Genomic DNA, 15,095 nt, shown 5'->3' with positions numbered 1-15,095 from the left:
CGCCTGACGCCAGCCGTCGTCGCACACCGCCGCGCTGCCGCGGCACAACTGCCTCACACCTCCCGACATGAACGCCCCACGCACCGTCCGCCTCCTGGCCGCCGCAGGCCTCGTTTCGCTGCTCGCCGCGTGCGCGACCACGCCCGCGCCGCAGGCCTCCGACGCCGTCAACCGCCATGCCCTCGTGCGCATCGCCGCACCCGCGCCCGACTGGGCGGCGCTCCGCCAGCGCCTGGCCGATGCCACCGCCGCGCTGCCGGGCGTCGAGCTCGGCGCGGCCGACAAGGCGGGGCTGCGCCTGCAGGTCCCCGTCCCGGACGGCTTCGCAAGCGGCAAGACCGAGATACGCCCCTCGCTCGCCAACGCGCTCGACGCCGTGGCGCCGGTCCTCGCTTCCGAGGCGGGCGCGGCGGTCAAGGTCGTGGGCCACACCGACAGCCAGGGCAGCGAGATGATCAACCTGCAGCTCTCGATCAAGCGCGCCGAGGCGGTGGCCGAGTACTTTCGCCAGCGCGGAATCGCACTCGATCGTCTGAGCGCCGACGGTCGCGGCGAAGCCGATCCGCTCACCAGCAACGCGACCGAAGAGGGGCGCGCACGCAACCGGCGCATCGAACTCGTCCTCACCCGCCAGCCTTAGCGCGCCGCCCCGCATGCGATCCGTTCCCGACCGCACGCGGCGCAGGCGGCGACGCCCGCCCGCACAGCGCCGGCACCCGCTTTGCTAAACTTCCGCCTTTATTTCAGCTGACGGCCTTCACACACCATGCCCCGCAAGCTCCTCGTCACCAACGCCCTGCCCTACGCCAACGGCGACATCCACCTCGGCCACCTCGTGGGCTACATCCAGGCCGACATCTGGGTGCGCTACCAGCGCATGCGGGGACATTCGGTGCATTACGTCTGCGCGGACGACACCCACGGCACGCCGGTCATGCTGCGCGCCGAGAAGGAGGGCCTCACCCCCGAGCAGCTGATCGAGCGCGTACACGGCGAACACCTGCGCGACTTCACCGCCTTCGGCGTCGCTTTCGACAACTACCACTCCACCCACAGCGTCGAGAACCGCTTCTACGCCGAGGACATCTACGGCAAGTTGAAGGCCGGCGGCCTGATCGACACGCGCTCGATCGAGCAGTACTACGACCCGGTCAAGGAGATGTTCCTGCCGGACCGCTTCATCAAGGGCGAGTGCCCCAAGTGCGGCGCGGCGGACCAGTACGGCGACAACTGCGAGGCGTGTGGCGCGGCCTACGCCCCGACCGAGTTGAAGAACCCGTACTCGGCCGTCTCCGGCGCCAAGCCGGTGCTGAAAACCTCCGAGCATTACTTCTTCCGCCTGTCGGACGAGCGTGCGGTGGCCTTCCTGCGCGAATGGACGCGCGGCACCAACGCCGCGGGCGAGCGCCGCCTGCAGGCGGAAGCGGCCAACAAGATGAAGGAGTGGCTCGGCGAGGAAGGCGAGAACAAGCTCTCCGACTGGGACATCTCGCGCGATGCGCCCTACTTCGGCTTCGAGATCCCGGGCGCGCCGGGCAAGTACTTCTACGTCTGGCTGGACGCGCCGATCGGCTACCTCGCCAGCTTCCGCAACCTCGCCACGAGGCGTGCCGACGCGGGCGAGACGATTCCTGTCGAGGACTACACCGACGCCGCCCGCGCCGCCGCGACGGGCGCCGAGATGGTGCACTTCATCGGCAAGGACATCCTCTATTTCCACGCCCTGTTCTGGCCCGCGATGCTCAAGTTCGCCGGCTACGCGACGCCCAGCCAGCTGTGCGTGAACGGTTTCCTGACCGTCGACGGCGCCAAGATGAGCAAGAGCCGCGGCACCTTCATCACCGCGCACTCCTACATCACCCAGAAGCTCAACCCCGAGTGGCTGCGCTACTACTTCGCCGGCAAGTCCAACGGCACCATGGAAGACGTCGACCTCAACCTCGACGACATGATCGCCAAGGTCAATTCCGACCTCGTCGGCAAGTTCGTGAACATCGCCAGCCGCTGCGCCGGCTTCATCGGCAAGCGCTTCGACGGCAAGCTGGGCGCGGTCGATACCGCCGCCTGTGCCGACTTCGCCGCCGCGTGGACCGAAGGCCGGATTGCCGCCGCCTATGACGAGCGCGACTACAGCCGCGCGCTGCGCGAGATCATGCGCCTGGCCGATGTCGCCAACCAGTATGTCAACGACCACAAGCCGTGGGAGCTCGCCAAGCAGGAAGGCCAGGAAGCGCACCTGCACACGGTGTGCAGCACCGCACTGACCATGTTCCGCGACCTCACCCGCTACCTCAAGCCGGTGCTGCCGGCGCTCGCCGCGCAGGTCGAAGCCTTCCTCGCCATCCCGGCGATGGACTGGCAGGGCGAGTGGGCGGCGCTGCCCGCCGGCCACGCCATCCAGGCCTACAGCCACCTGATGACCCGCGTCGAGCGCAAGCAGATCGATGCGCTCCTCGAAGCCAACCGCGAGTCGCTCGCCCCGACTGCGGCCGCGCCGGTCAAGGACGCGGCGGTCGCCAAGGCGGCGTCCTCGCAGCAGCGCCATGCAGAGAAGCAGCAGCACGCCGCCCAGGCCGCGGAGGCACCCTCGGCGCACATCTCGATCGACGACTTCACCAAGGTCGACCTGCGCATCGCGAAGATCGTCAACGCCGAGCACGTCGACGGCGCCGACAAGCTGATCCGCCTCTCGCTCGACATCGGCGAGACCGACGAGGCCGGCAACCCGCGGCCGCGCCAGGTCTTCGCCGGCATCAAGTCGGCCTACGACCCGGCGACCCTCATCGGACGCACGACGGTGATGGTCGCCAACCTCGCGCCGCGCAAGATGAAGTTCGGCATGAGCGAGGGCATGGTGCTGGCCGCCTCGGATGCCGACGGCAAGACGCCCGGCCTCTTCATCCTGTCGCCCGACGCCGGCGCGCTGCCGGGCATGAAGGTCAAGTAAGCCGCCCGCGCCGTCCCGCCGCCATGCCGCTCACGCCCTCGAAACGCTGGATCGTGCTGCACCACGCCGGTCGAGGGTGACCGTCTCCGCCGTCCGCGCCTGCCCCCGCCCGGGGGCGGCGCCGTCCGGGCCTCGCGCCCCGTCCTCTTCAAGTACGACGCAGCGGAGACAGCATGAAACTCGAATTCCGTCCCAAGCTCCTCGACACCCTGCCCGGCTACGGCCGCGCGGCCTTCGCCGGCGACCTCTCGGCGGGCATCACCGTCGGCGTGCTCGCGCTGCCGCTGGCGATGGCCTTCGCGATCGCCTCCGGCATGTCGCCCACCGCCGGCATCTGGACAGCGATCGTCGCCGGCTTCCTGATCGCGCTGCTGGGCGGCTCGAAAGTGCAGATCGGCGGCCCCACCGGCGCCTTCATCCCGATCATCTACGCCATCGTCGCCGACCTCGGCGTGCAGAACCTGCTCATCGCCACGATGATGTCGGGCGTGCTGCTGTTCGCGATGGGCGCGCTGCGCCTGGGCAGCATGATCCGCTTCATCCCGCTGTCGGTGGTGATCGGCTTCACCAACGGCATCGCGGTGGTGATCTTCATCTCGCAGATCAAGGACTTCCTGGGCCTCAGGATCGACAACCTGCCGGGCGAGTTCTTCGCCAAGATGGGGGCGCTGATCCATGCGCTGCCGACGGTGGACCTGCCCACGGTGGCGGTGGCGGTGATCTCGCTGGCGATCCTGGTGGCGTGGAACCGCCAGGCCGTCAGGACCGCCTGGATGCGCCGCCTGCCCGGACCGCTGGCGGTGCTGATCTTGATGACCGCGGTCAATGCGCTCGTCGCGCTGCCGGTGGACACCATCGGCAGCCGCTTCGGCGGCATCCCGCAGCAGATCCCGGCCTTCGGCCTGCCAGAGCTGAGCCTGTCGGCGCTCGGCAAGCTGATCGCGCCGGCGATCACGATCGCGCTGCTCGGCGCCATCGAGTCGCTGCTCTCCGCCCGCGTCGCCGACAGCCAGATCGACGACCGCCACGATCCCAACCAGGAGCTGATGGCGCAGGGCATCGCCAACGTCGCCGCGCCGCTGTTCGGCGGCTTCGCCGCCACCGGGGCGATCGCGCGCACCGCGACCAACATCCGCACCGGCGGCCGCACGCCGGTCGCCGGCATGATCCACGCCGGCGTGCTGCTGGCGATCGTGCTCGCGCTCGCCCCCGCCGCCAGCCACATCCCGCTCGCCACGCTGTCGGCGATCGTGGTCATGGTGTCGATCAACATGGGCGAGTGGCACGCCTTCGCGCCGCGCGAGCTGGCGCGCTATTCGCTGCAGTACCGCACCATCCTGCTCGGCACCTTCCTCCTCACCGTTGTGTTCGACCTCACGCTCGCAGTGGAGATCGGCATGGTGCTGGCGAGCCTGTTCTTCATGTACCGCATGTCGGACCTCACCCGCATCGAGCGCATCGCGCTGCCCGAGCTCGACGGCGCCGAGACGCAGCTGCGCGCGGACGGCACGCCGCGCGTGCTCGCCTACAAGTTGAGCGGCAGCCTGTTCTTCGGGGCCGCCAACAAGCTGGAGAACCTGCTGCTGATGCAGGACGGCCACCCCGACGTGGTGATCCTCGACATGGACCGTGTGATCAGTCTCGACACCACCGGGCTCGACATCCTGCAGACCCTGCACCGCAACCTGAACAAGCGCGGCGCCCACCTGATCCTGTGCCACCTTGGCTCGCAGCCTGGTTCGATCGTGTTCCGCTCAGGCTTCCTGGACAAGTTGGGCGACGACAACATCACCGCCACGCTCGAAGAGGCCGTCGCCCGCGCGCGCCTGCTGAGCGGCAAGGAACCGGAGATCGCCTATGCCTGACACACCCGCTGCCGGCGCAACGCCCGCAATCGCCCGCCTGCTCCGGATCCACGGCCGCGTGCAGGGCGTCTGGTATCGCGCCAGCGCGCAGGCCGAAGCGTCACGGCTGGGCCTCGCGGGCTGGGTGCGCAACCGCAGCGACGGCAGCGTCGAGGCGCTCGCAGTCGGCCGCCACAGCCATGTCGAGGCCTTCATCGCGTGGGCGCATCAGGGACCGCCCAAGGCGCAGGTGTTGCGCGTCGAGGTGATCGAGACCGGCGTGGAGGCGCTCGACGGCTTCGAGCAGCGGCCGACGGTCTGAGCCGCCCGGCCACCGGGCCGCCGTCTTGCTATAATTGCAAGTATCTGAAAGAAATAAATATTCTGTCACTTAACCGGCAACCCACGGGCCCGACCGAATCCCCAGCCCCCGCATCGAGATGAGCCATACCTACTCAGTGAGATCCGTCATGCGCCTTGTGCAGGCGCATGTCCGGCCCCGGCCCCGATAGCCCGACAAGGGCGTAGATCGGCAGGCCGGGGCGTTTGGGTGTCTTCCTCTCCCCTCTCACAGGTCCTGCCATGAATCTCGCCTTGCCTGAAGGCGCCCGCCTCCGACTCGCCGGAGCGATGCGCCGCCCCTCCACCCGCCTCCCGGGTCCCCACTTCCCTCGCCGACCTCGTGTGCAGCGCGGCCATTCAGGGGCCTGCCGACCGAACCACCCGCATGCCCACGGAGCGGGAGCCGCACGGGAGGCGAGATGAAGACGCCCGAACCCACGCGCGCGCTCGCGCCCTGGCTGCGCACCGCGATCGGACTCGCCCTGCTGGTGCTGACGGCGGTCTTCGCCGAGCCGCTGCTCCGCCTGCTGCCGCCCGGCCCGGGTCTGCAGGTCTGGCTCGAACCGCTGCGCAACGCCGCCATCGCCCTGGCGATGTTCGCGGGCGCCCACCTCGTGCATGCGCTGGTGGCGGCCCGGCTCGCGCAGCGCCGCAAGGGTCAGCGGCCGGTGCCCAAGGTCCTGCTCGACCTGTTCAGGGTGTTCCTGTTCGCGCTCGCGCTGCTGGTCGCCCTGTCGCTGCTGTTCCGCCAGGATCTGTCCGGCATCCTCACCGGTTCGGGGCTGGTGCTGGCGGTGCTCGGCTTCGCCATCCGCAACGTCGTCGCCGACACCTTGTCCGGCATCGCGCTCGGCATCGAGGCGCCGTTCCGCATGGGCGACTGGGTGCGGATCGAGACCCTGGCGCAGGGTCGGGTGCAGGAGATCGGCTGGCGCACGACGCGGCTCGTGACCCGCGACAGCACCTACGTGATCCTGCCCAACAGCCAGATCTCGCGCCAGCGCATCACCAATTTCAGCGCGCCGCGCAAGGAGTACCGCGACCACGCCGAACTCACCCTGCCGGCGGACCTCCCGGTGGCCGAGGCCAAGGCCCTGATCCTCGAGGCCCTGCAAGGCGCGGAGAGCATCGTCGGCGACAAGCCGCCCGAGGCCCAGGTCGCGCACTACGGGCCTCAGGGCATCACCTACCGGGTGAAGTACTGGGTGGCACAGCACGACCGCGAACCGGTCTGCCGCAACGAGGTGTTCAGCCTGATCGATGCCGCGCTGCGCGCACGGGGCACGCCGCTCGCGCAAGCGCCGGCCCCCTGCGCCGCGTGCAAGACCGATCGGGAGCAGGCGACGCTGTGACCCTGGGCGCGCCCGCTCAGGGGTAGAGCACCTCGACCGCTTCCGGCGGCAGCCACTCGCGCAGGCCCTCGAGCAGGGCATCCTCGAGTCGCACCCGCCATTCGTCGCCCAGGGGCAGTTCGGCCTCCGCACTCGCATTGCGGTAGCTGACCCGGATCGGGCAACCCCCTTCGCGGAAGGGCTCGAGCAGGGTCTGCAGCTTGCCGGCGGCACTCACCGCGCCGCCGCTCGCGGCCACTTCGCCGTTGATGCGCAGTTGCAGGGCGCGCGCGAAGCGGCTGCGCGCCTCGCCCAGCGTGAGGATGCGGTCGGCGATGATGCGCAGCCCACCCGAGAAGTCGTCGTTGCTGACCTTGGCCTCGACCACGACGACCTCGTCGGTGACGATCTTGCCGCGGCTGGCGTCAAGCACCTCGGAGTACACCGTCACCTCGCGCGGCTCGGTCCCGTCATCGATCTGCACGAAGGCCATCTTGCCGCGGTTGCCGACCTTGGTGCGCTGCTCCATGACCACCCCGGCCAGCGTGGTGAGGTCGCGCGAGGGCTCGAGCTGGGCCAGCGTGCGGCGCACGAAGCGGCGCACCTCGGGCTTGAAGGCGTTGAAGGGGTGGCCGGAGAGGAAGAAGCCGATCGCGAGCTTCTCTTCCTTGAGGCGCTCGCGCTCGCTCCACGCCCTCACCCTGGCGAACTCCGGCGCCGCGCCCGCAGCCTCGGGCATCAGGTCGAAGAGCCCGCCCTGCATCGCGTTGGCCGCCGCCTGCTCGGCCGCCTCCATCGCCAAGGCCACGGTCGCCATCAGCTGCGCGCGGTCCAGGCCCTTGTGGCCCGCCAGCGTATCCATCGCGCCGGCGCGGATCAGCGCCTCGATGACGCGGCGGTTCACCATGCGCCGGTCCACCCGCTCGCAGAAGTCGAACAGGTCGCGGAAGTCTCCGCCCTTCTGCCGCGCGGCGAGGATCGCCCGCACCGCCGGCTCGCCCACGCCCTTCACCGCGCCCAGGCCGTAGCGGATGGTCTTGCGATCCACCGGCACGAAGCGGTAGTCGGAGGTGTTCACATCCGGCGGCAGCACCTTGATGCCGTTGGCGAGCGTGTCCTCGTAGAAGATCTTGACCGTGTCGGTGTTGTCCAGGTCGGACGACATCGTCGCCGCCATGAAGGCCGCGCAGTGGTGCGCCTTGAGCCAGGCGGTGTGGTAGGTGACCACCGCGTAGGCCGCGGTGTGCGACTTGTTGAAGCCGTACTCCGCGAACTTGGTCATCAGGTCGAAGAGCTGCTCGGCGAGCGCCGGGTCGTAGCCCTTCTGCTTCGCGCCCTCGGCGATGGTGGCGCGGTGCTTGGCCATCTCGTCGGCCTTCTTCTTGCCCATCGCGCGGCGCAGCATGTCGGCGCCGCCCAGCGTGTAGCCCCCGATGATCTGGGAGATCTGCATCACCTGTTCCTGGTACACGATGACGCCGTAGGTCGGCTCCAGGCAGGCCTTGAGGTCGGGGTGGAAGTAGTCGATCTCCTGCTGGCCCTTCTTGCGCAGGATGAAGTCGTCCACCATTCCCGAGCCGAGCGGACCGGGACGGTAGAGCGCGAGCACCGCGATGATGTCCTCGAAGCGGTCGGGCGCGAGCTTCTTCAGCAGCTTCTTCATGCCGTCCGATTCGACCTGGAAGATCGCCGTGGTGTTGGCGTCCTTCAGGATCTGGTAGGCGGCGGGGTCCTCGAAGCCCAGACTCATCAGGTCGGGCCGGCTGCCCTCCAGACGCGCCACGTACTCCAGCGCGAGCTCGATGATGGTGAGGTTGCGCAGGCCGAGGAAGTCGAACTTCACCAGGCCCACGGCCTCGACGTCGTCCTTGTCGAACTGCGACACCGGCGTGGCGTCGTCGCCGTCGGCGATGTAGAGCGGGCAGAAGTCGGTGAGCTTGCCGGGCGCGATCAGCACACCGCCGGCGTGCATGCCGACGTTGCGGCTCAAGCCCTCGAGCGGCTGCGCCAGGCTCCACAGGTCGCGCACCGACTCGCCGTCGTTGCCGTCGGCCATCATCTCGCCGATCTGCGGCTCCATCTCGTAGGCCTTGTTCAGCGAGACGGGCTTGGCGCCCTCGATCGGGATCAGCTTCGACAGCCGGTCGCACAGGCCGTAGGGCAGGTCGAGCACGCGGCCGACGTCGCGCACCACCGCCTTCGAGGCCATGGTGCCGAAGGTGGCGATCTGGCTCACCGCGTCCTTGCCGTAGCGCTCGCGCACGTACTCGATGACGCGGTAGCGGTTGTCCTGGCAGAAGTCGATGTCGAAGTCGGGCATCGACACCCGCTCCGGGTTCAGGAAGCGCTCGAACAGCAGCGCGTATTCGAGCGGGTCGAGGTCGGTGATGTCGAGCGAGTAGGCCACCAGCGAGCCGGCACCCGAGCCGCGGCCCGGGCCGACCGGCACGCCGTTCTTCTTCCCCCAGCGGATGAAGTCGGCCACGATCAGGAAGTAGCCCGGGAAGCCCATCTGGATGATGGTGTCGGTCTCGAACTTGAGCCGTTCCTCGTAACGCGGGCGCTGCTTTTCGCGCTCCTCGGGGTGGGGGTAGAGCTGGGCGAGGCGGCGCTCGAGACCGGCCTTGGCCTCCGCCACCAGGAAGTCGTCCAGCGTCATGCCTTCCGGGGTCGGGAACAGCGGCAGGAAGTTCTTGCCCAGCTGCACGGTAAGCGAGCAACGGCGGGCGATCTCGACCGCGTTCTCGAGCGCTTCGGGCAGGTCGGCGAAGAGTTCGCACATCTCCGCCTGGCTCTTGAGGTACTGCTCCTCGGTGAAGTCGCGCGGCCGGCGCTTGTCGGCCAGCACGTAGCCCTGGGCGATGCACACCCGCGCCTCATGCGCCTTGAAGTCCTCGCGCTTGAGGAACTGCACCGGGTGCGTCGCCACCACCGGCAGACCGAGCCGCCCGGCGATGTCCACCGCGTGCCGGATGTAGGTCTCGGTGCCGGGGTGGCCGGCGCGCTGGATCTCGATGTAGAAGGCGTCCGGGAAGAGGCGCGCCCAGTCGGCGGCGAGCTGCTCGGCGAGCGCGAGGTTGCCGGCGGCGATCGCCGCGCCGACGTCGCCGCTCATCGCGCCCGACAGGCACAGCAGCTCGCTCGCTGCGCCGCCCTCGAACCACGCGCGACGCATCTCGGCGCGACCGCGGTGCTTGTTGTCGAGGTAGGCGCGCGTGAGCAGTTCGCAGAGCTGGCCGTAGCCGGCGCGGTTGCGGCAGATCAGCAGCACGCGCTGCGGCTTGTCGCGCTCGACCTCGTTCTGGATCCAGGCGTCCACGCCGACGATGGGCTTGATGCCCTTGCCACGCGCGCCCTTGTAGAACTTGACCATGCCGAACAGGTTGGCGAGGTCGGACATGCCGAGCGCCGGCATGCCATCGGCGGCGGCGGCGGCGATCGCCTGATCGAGCTGGACGATGCCGTCGGTGATCGAGTATTCGGAATGGAGACGAAGGTGAACGAAGCGCGGCGCGCTGGGCACCGGGCCCGGCTCGGCCGGGGTAAGGGCTGCGGAAGTCATGGCGCGGATTTTACCCCGAGGCTGGCGCACTGCCCGCGCCGATCACGCATCCGGGCGCTGCATTCGCGGCCAAGGCCGCTCCCGCGGTGCGGGCGGCCACGCCGCTGCGCCGCTCAGGGCAGCAGGACCGTCGAGCCTGTGGTCCTGCGCGCCTCGAGATCGCGATGTGCCTGGGCCGCGTCCTTGAGCGCATAACGCTGCATGACCTCCACCTTCACCTTGCCGCTGCGCACCACCTCGAACAGCGAGGCGGCGCGCGCGACCAGTTCGTCGCGGGTAGCGATGTAGTCGGGCAGGCCGGGGCGGGTCACGAACACCGAGCCCGCCTTGTGCAACAGCGCGCAATCGAATGGCGCCACCGGGCCGGTGGCGTTGCCGTAGCTCACCATCGTGCCGCGCCGGCGCAGGCAGGCCACCGAGCCCAGGAAGGTATCGCGACCGACCGAGTCGTACACCACCGCCACACCCTCGCCGCCGGTGAGTGCCCGCACCCGCTCCGGGAAGCTTTCGCGCGAATAGACGATGACGTGGTCGCACCCCAGCGCACGCGCGCGCAGCGCCTTTTCGTCGCTGCCCACGGTGCCGATCACGGTGGCACCGAGCAGCTTCGCCCACTGCACCAGGATCGAGCCCACGCCGCCGGCAGCGGCATGCACCAGGATGGTCTCGCCCGCCCTCACCGGGTAGGTGGAATGCAAAAGGTATTGCGCGGTGATGCCCTGCAGCATCATCGCCGCACCCTGCTCGAAGGACAGCTCGTCCGGCAGCACGACCAGATGCCGGGCCGGAATGTTGCGTGCCTCGGAATAGGCGTCGAGCGGGCCGTTGGTGTAGGCGACGCGGTCGCCCACGCGCACCTCGGCGACCCCCTCGCCCACCGCCTCGACCACGCCCGCCCCCTCCATGCCCAGCCCCGACGGCAGGGGCAGCGGATACAGCCCGCTGCGATGGTAGGTATCGATGAAGTTGAGCCCGATCGCATGGTGGCGCAGGCGCACCTCGCCTGCGGCGGGCGGCGGCAGCGTGACGACCTCCCATTGCAGCACCTCGGGTCCGCCGATGCGGTGAATGCGAATTGCGTGAGTGGTGGCCTGGGTCATCGGTCTCTCCTTGTCGGTCGCGTCTGCGGCGTCGGCGATGCAGTTGCCCGGGGGCGAATCGCGGTGCGCCGGGGGGGCTCAGCGTACCAGCGAAACGCCGATCCGGTACTGGGCTTCCTTGTTCTGGTCGTACTCGAGTAGGGTCTCGCCATAGCCCTTGAAGGCCTGCAGGTGGACGAAGGCGCCCACCCCGGAGAACACGCTGCGGCGGAGCGGATACGACAGGTCGTACTGGGTGCCGAGCTTGCCGTCGCTGCCGCGCCGGATCAGGGTCGAGAACATCAGCGCGTCGTCGCGGCCGATGCGCAGGCCCAGTTCGGCATGGCCCCGGTAGCGCGCGATGTCGGGGTTGTCCTCGCGGTCGAGGTAGGTCCAGGCCTTGGGCGCGATGCCCAGGAAGGTGCCCGCGTCATCGAGCCGCAGGCGCGCCTCGGCGCGCACGAACAGCGTGTCGATGCTGCGCGAGGGCATGTCCTCCTTGCCGTTCGACTCGTGCTCGTAGCCACCGGATAGCGCAAGCGAACCGCGGCGCTGCGGATCATCCACCGCCCAGCGGTAGAACAGCGAGGGACGGAAGCTCGAGTCACGGAAGGGCTTGGACTCGGATTGCAGGTCCCACAACGAGGTCTGGGTGAAGCCGAAATAGAGCCCGCTCGCCACCGGGAGGGTCTCCGCGACCACGCCCTGGTCGTCGAAGATGCGGTAGCGGAAGCTGAACTGGAAGCGCGCCGAGACCGGATCCTTGCCGCCGACGAGAAAGTACATCGGCTCGTGAAAGCCGAGCGCCGACGGCTCCACCGGCGCGGCCTCCGGCGGCAGCTCGGCCACCGGAGCCATCGGCGCCAGGGCGACCTGAGCTGCGGCGGTCTGCGGTACGGCGGAGGCGGACGCGGCCGGCACGGGCGCGGGGGCGGCTACGCGCGTCGCGGTGCCGGCGTCGAGCAACAGTCGAGCCGACGGCCGATCCGCAAGTGCGAGCGTCGCCACGCCGGTCACCTCCATCGGCCAGCGCGCAAAATAACGCCGCTGATTCGCAGCCGCATCAGGCCGCCCGATCGCCACCAGCTCGAGCGCGATGCGCGGCCCTCCGGCCGGAAGCTCGAGGCTTGCCGCAAGCCGTTCGGGCCAGTCCGCGCTGCGCCCCTCCCCGATCACCACCACCTCGAAACGCTCGCCTGGCACGACTTGCGGACGGCTGCTCGCGAGCAACCAGTCCGCAGCGAGGGCCGCGGGCGCAGACAGGGACAGGACCCCCGCGATCAGCAGCGGGCGCAGGGCAAGGTGCGGGCGATTCTTCATGTCGTGCTTCTGCAGGGACGGAAACGAAGCGGGGCAGCCCCTTGCAGGGCTGCCCCTCGGTCAGGCACCGACCCGCCCGCGACAGCATGTCGGGCGGGCCGGCCACGGCGCCTGGCATGCGCCGCAGCGGCGCATCAGGCGCCGGTGTTGCGCGATTCCTTGGCGTCGACCACCGCGAGGGCGGTCATGTTCACCAGGCGGCGCACGGTGGCCGAGGGCGTCACGATGTGCACCGGCTTGGCGGCACCGAGCAGGATCGGCCCCACCGACACGCCGTCGCCGTTGGCCATCTTCATCAGGTTGAAGGAGATGTTGGCGGCGTCGAGGTTGGGCATCACCAGCAGGTTGGCCTCGCCCTTGAGATGGGAGTCGGGGTGCAGCTTGTCGCGCATCTCCTGCGACAGCGCGGCGTCGCCATGCATCTCGCCATCGACGTTGAGGTCGGGCGAGGTCTCGCGCAGGATCTCGCAGGCACGGCGCATCTTGCGCGCCGAGGCCGAACTCGAGCTGCCGAAGTTGGAGTGCGACAGCAGCGCCACGCCCGGCTCGATGCCGAAGCGGCGCAACTCGTCTGCCGCCATGCGGGCGATCTCGGCAACCTCCTCCGCGCTCGGGTTCTCGTTCACGTAGGTGTCGGTGATCGCCAGCATGCGCTTGGTCAGCAGCAGCAGGTTCATGGCGGCGAACTGCTTGGCGCCCGGGGCGAGTCCGATCACGTCGGCCACCTGCTTGAGGTGGTAGTCGTAGGAGCCGAAGGTGCCGCACACCATGGCATCGGCGTCGCCACGGCGAAGCAGCATGACGCCGATCAGCGTGGTGTCGCGGCGGATCTTCGCCTTCGCGAGCTCGGGCGTTACGCCGTCGCGGCTCATCAGCCGGTAGTACTCGGTCCACAGCTCGCGATAGCGCGGGTCGGACTCGGGATTGACCACGTCGAAGTCGCGTTCGGGCTTGAGGTTGAGGCCGATCTTCTTGATCCGCATCTCGATGACCTCGGGGCGGCCGATCAGGATCGGACGCGCCAGGCCCTCGTCGAGCACCACGCGCACCGCATGCAGCACGCGCTCGTCCTCGCCCTCGGCGTAGATCACGCGCTTCTGCTCCAGCGGCACCGCCTTGGCGGCCGAGAACACCGGCTTCATGACGATGCCGGACTGGTAGACGAAGCCGGTCAGGCTGGTGACGTAGGCATCGAAGTCTTCGATGGGCTTGGTCGCCACGCCCGAGTCCATCGCCGCCTTCGCTACCGCCGGCGCGATCTTGACGATCAGGCGCGGATCGAAGGGCTTGGGAATGATGTACTCGGGGCCAAAGCTCAGCTCCTGGCCGCCGTAGGCGCTGGCGACGATGTCGCTGGCCTCGGCCTCGGCGAGCTCGGCGATCGCCTTCACGCAGGCGAGCTTCATCTCCTCGTTGATCGTGGTCGCGCCGACATCGAGCGCACCGCGGAAGATGAAGGGGAAGCACAGCACGTTGTTGACCTGGTTCGGGAAGTCCGAACGGCCGGTGGCGATGATGCAGTCCGGGCGCACGGCCTTGGCGTCGGCCGGCAGGATCTCGGGGTTCGGGTTGGCGAGCGCGAAGATCAGCGGCTTGTCGGCCATCTTCGCCACCATCTCGGGCTTGAGCACGCCCGCGGTGGACAGGCCGAGGAAGACGTCGGCGCCGACGATCGCGTCGCCCAGCGTGCGCGCCTCGGTGCGCTGCGCATAGCGCGCCTTGGTCGGCTCCATGTTGGGCTCGCGGCCCTCGAAGATGACGCCCTTGGAGTCGCAGACGGTGATGTTCTCGCGCTTGAGGCCGAGGCTGACCATCAGGTCGAGGCAGGCGATCGCCGCCGCACCCGCGCCCGAGCACACCAGCTTGACCTGGCCGATGTCCTTACCGATGACCTTGAGGCCATTCAGCAGGCCGGCGGCGGAAATGATCGCGGTGCCGTGCTGGTCGTCGTGGAAGACCGGGATCTTCATGCGCTCGCGCAGCTTCTTCTCGATGTAGAAGCACTCGGGCGCCTTGATGTCCTCGAGGTTGATGCCGCCCAGCGTGGGCTCGAGCGCGGCGATGATCTCGATCAGCTTGTCGGGGTCGTTCTCGGCCAGCTCGATGTCGAAGACGTCGATGTTGGCGAATTTCTTGAACAGGCAGCCCTTGCCCTCCATGACCGGCTTGGAGGCGAGCGGGCCGATGTTGCCCAGGCCGAGCACCGCGGTGCCGTTGGTGACCACGGCGACGAGGTTGCCGCGGCTGGTGAGCTCGAAGGCCTCGGCAGGATCGGCCACGATCGCGTCGCAGGCCGCGGCCACGCCGGGCGAATAGGCGAGCGCGAGGTCGCGCTGGTTGGTGAGGCCCTTGGTGGGCACGACCGAAATCTTGCCGCGCGTCGGCGAGCGGTGATAGTCGAGTGCTGCGGCGATGAAATCCTGATCCATGTTCTCCCCTCTCGATACTGTGAGGTCTGTGTTGTGGCTGTATGGTGGAACTGCGCGCAGTCAGGGAAACCGGCGCAGCCCGTGCCGGCCGATCAGCGCGGACACGGGTGCATCGCTCGGGATGTTCGCAGGGGCTTCTTTGTTGTTGTTCACGCCGGGCTGGCGCGGGAACGGCCTCGATTGACGTCGCGGAAGTTTAGCGCAGCCGCCCCCCTTTTGCCGATACGGCGCGTGATGCCGC

General features: G+C 69.0%; 9 protein-coding genes. 5 read left to right on the top strand and 4 right to left on the bottom strand.

Translation table 11 applies throughout. The features are described from left to right. The first annotated feature begins 67 nt into the window (after positions 1-67). The 5 genes from AAG895_RS05940 to AAG895_RS05920 all read left to right on the top strand — a co-directional run bounded on the left by AAG895_RS05940 (position 68) and on the right by AAG895_RS05920 (position 6,485). Positions 68-640, top strand: a complete 573-nt coding sequence (locus AAG895_RS05940) for an OmpA family protein (RefSeq protein ID WP_345794608.1) — start codon at positions 68-70, stop codon at positions 638-640. A gap of 126 nt (positions 641-766) precedes the next feature. Continuing rightward, positions 767-2,947: a methionine--tRNA ligase gene (gene metG / locus AAG895_RS05935; RefSeq protein ID WP_345794607.1), complete on the top strand. Its 2,181-nt coding sequence runs from the start codon at positions 767-769 to the stop codon at positions 2,945-2,947. A 173-nt stretch (positions 2,948-3,120) separates the two neighbouring features. Then, positions 3,121-4,812: a SulP family inorganic anion transporter gene (locus AAG895_RS05930; protein ID WP_345794606.1), complete on the top strand. Its 1,692-nt coding sequence runs from the start codon at positions 3,121-3,123 to the stop codon at positions 4,810-4,812. After that, entirely contained in the window at positions 4,805-5,113 is a 309-nt protein-coding gene (locus AAG895_RS05925) for an acylphosphatase (protein ID WP_345794605.1), read from the top strand. Before AAG895_RS05930 ends, AAG895_RS05925 begins: the two co-directional genes overlap by 8 nt. A 439-nt stretch (positions 5,114-5,552) precedes the next feature. Continuing rightward, on the top strand, positions 5,553-6,485 hold the full coding sequence (locus tag AAG895_RS05920; RefSeq protein ID WP_345794604.1) for a mechanosensitive ion channel family protein: 933 nt from the start codon (positions 5,553-5,555) through the stop codon (positions 6,483-6,485). A gap of 16 nt (positions 6,486-6,501) precedes the next feature. On the opposite strand, the gene dnaE is transcribed toward AAG895_RS05920, so the two are convergent. From dnaE to AAG895_RS05900, 4 genes are all read right to left on the bottom strand, one after another. Next, a complete protein-coding gene (gene dnaE / locus AAG895_RS05915; protein ID WP_345794603.1) occupies positions 6,502-10,026 on the bottom strand; it encodes a DNA polymerase III subunit alpha in 3,525 nt (1,174 codons plus the stop codon). Positions 10,027-10,139: 113 nt separating this feature from the next. Further along, positions 10,140-11,126 (bottom strand): quinone oxidoreductase, encoded by a 987-nt coding sequence (locus AAG895_RS05910; RefSeq protein ID WP_345794602.1) that lies wholly within the window; start codon positions 11,124-11,126, stop codon positions 10,140-10,142. 78 nt (positions 11,127-11,204) lie between these two features. Next, positions 11,205-12,425, bottom strand: a complete 1,221-nt coding sequence (locus AAG895_RS05905; RefSeq protein ID WP_345794601.1) for a phospholipase A — start codon at positions 12,423-12,425, stop codon at positions 11,205-11,207. A 134-nt stretch (positions 12,426-12,559) separates the two neighbouring features. Continuing rightward, positions 12,560-14,854, bottom strand: coding sequence for an NADP-dependent malic enzyme (locus tag AAG895_RS05900; protein WP_345794600.1), 2,295 nt, complete (start codon positions 14,852-14,854; stop codon positions 12,560-12,562). Positions 14,855-15,095: the final 241 nt, after the last annotated feature.

The organism is Thauera sp. JM12B12 (assembly GCF_039614725.1).
In the GTDB taxonomy this organism is placed as follows: Bacteria; Pseudomonadota; Gammaproteobacteria; order Burkholderiales; family Rhodocyclaceae; genus Thauera.
Note: the sequence above shows the minus strand (reverse complement) of the source record. Positions and strands in the feature narration are given on the sequence as shown.

Coding starts and splice junctions, on each gene's coding strand:
- AAG895_RS05940 (WP_345794608.1), top strand. CDS start 68: ATGAACGCCCCACGCACCGTCCGCCTCCTGGCCGCCGCAGGCCTCGTT.
- metG (WP_345794607.1), top strand. CDS start 767: ATGCCCCGCAAGCTCCTCGTCACCAACGCCCTGCCCTACGCCAACGGC.
- AAG895_RS05930 (WP_345794606.1), top strand. CDS start 3,121: ATGAAACTCGAATTCCGTCCCAAGCTCCTCGACACCCTGCCCGGCTAC.
- AAG895_RS05925 (WP_345794605.1), top strand. CDS start 4,805: ATGCCTGACACACCCGCTGCCGGCGCAACGCCCGCAATCGCCCGCCTG.
- AAG895_RS05920 (WP_345794604.1), top strand. CDS start 5,553: ATGAAGACGCCCGAACCCACGCGCGCGCTCGCGCCCTGGCTGCGCACC.
- dnaE (WP_345794603.1), bottom strand. CDS start 10,026: ATGACTTCCGCAGCCCTTACCCCGGCCGAGCCGGGCCCGGTGCCCAGC.
- AAG895_RS05910 (WP_345794602.1), bottom strand. CDS start 11,126: ATGACCCAGGCCACCACTCACGCAATTCGCATTCACCGCATCGGCGGA.
- AAG895_RS05905 (WP_345794601.1), bottom strand. CDS start 12,425: ATGAAGAATCGCCCGCACCTTGCCCTGCGCCCGCTGCTGATCGCGGGG.
- AAG895_RS05900 (WP_345794600.1), bottom strand. CDS start 14,854: ATGGATCAGGATTTCATCGCCGCAGCACTCGACTATCACCGCTCGCCG.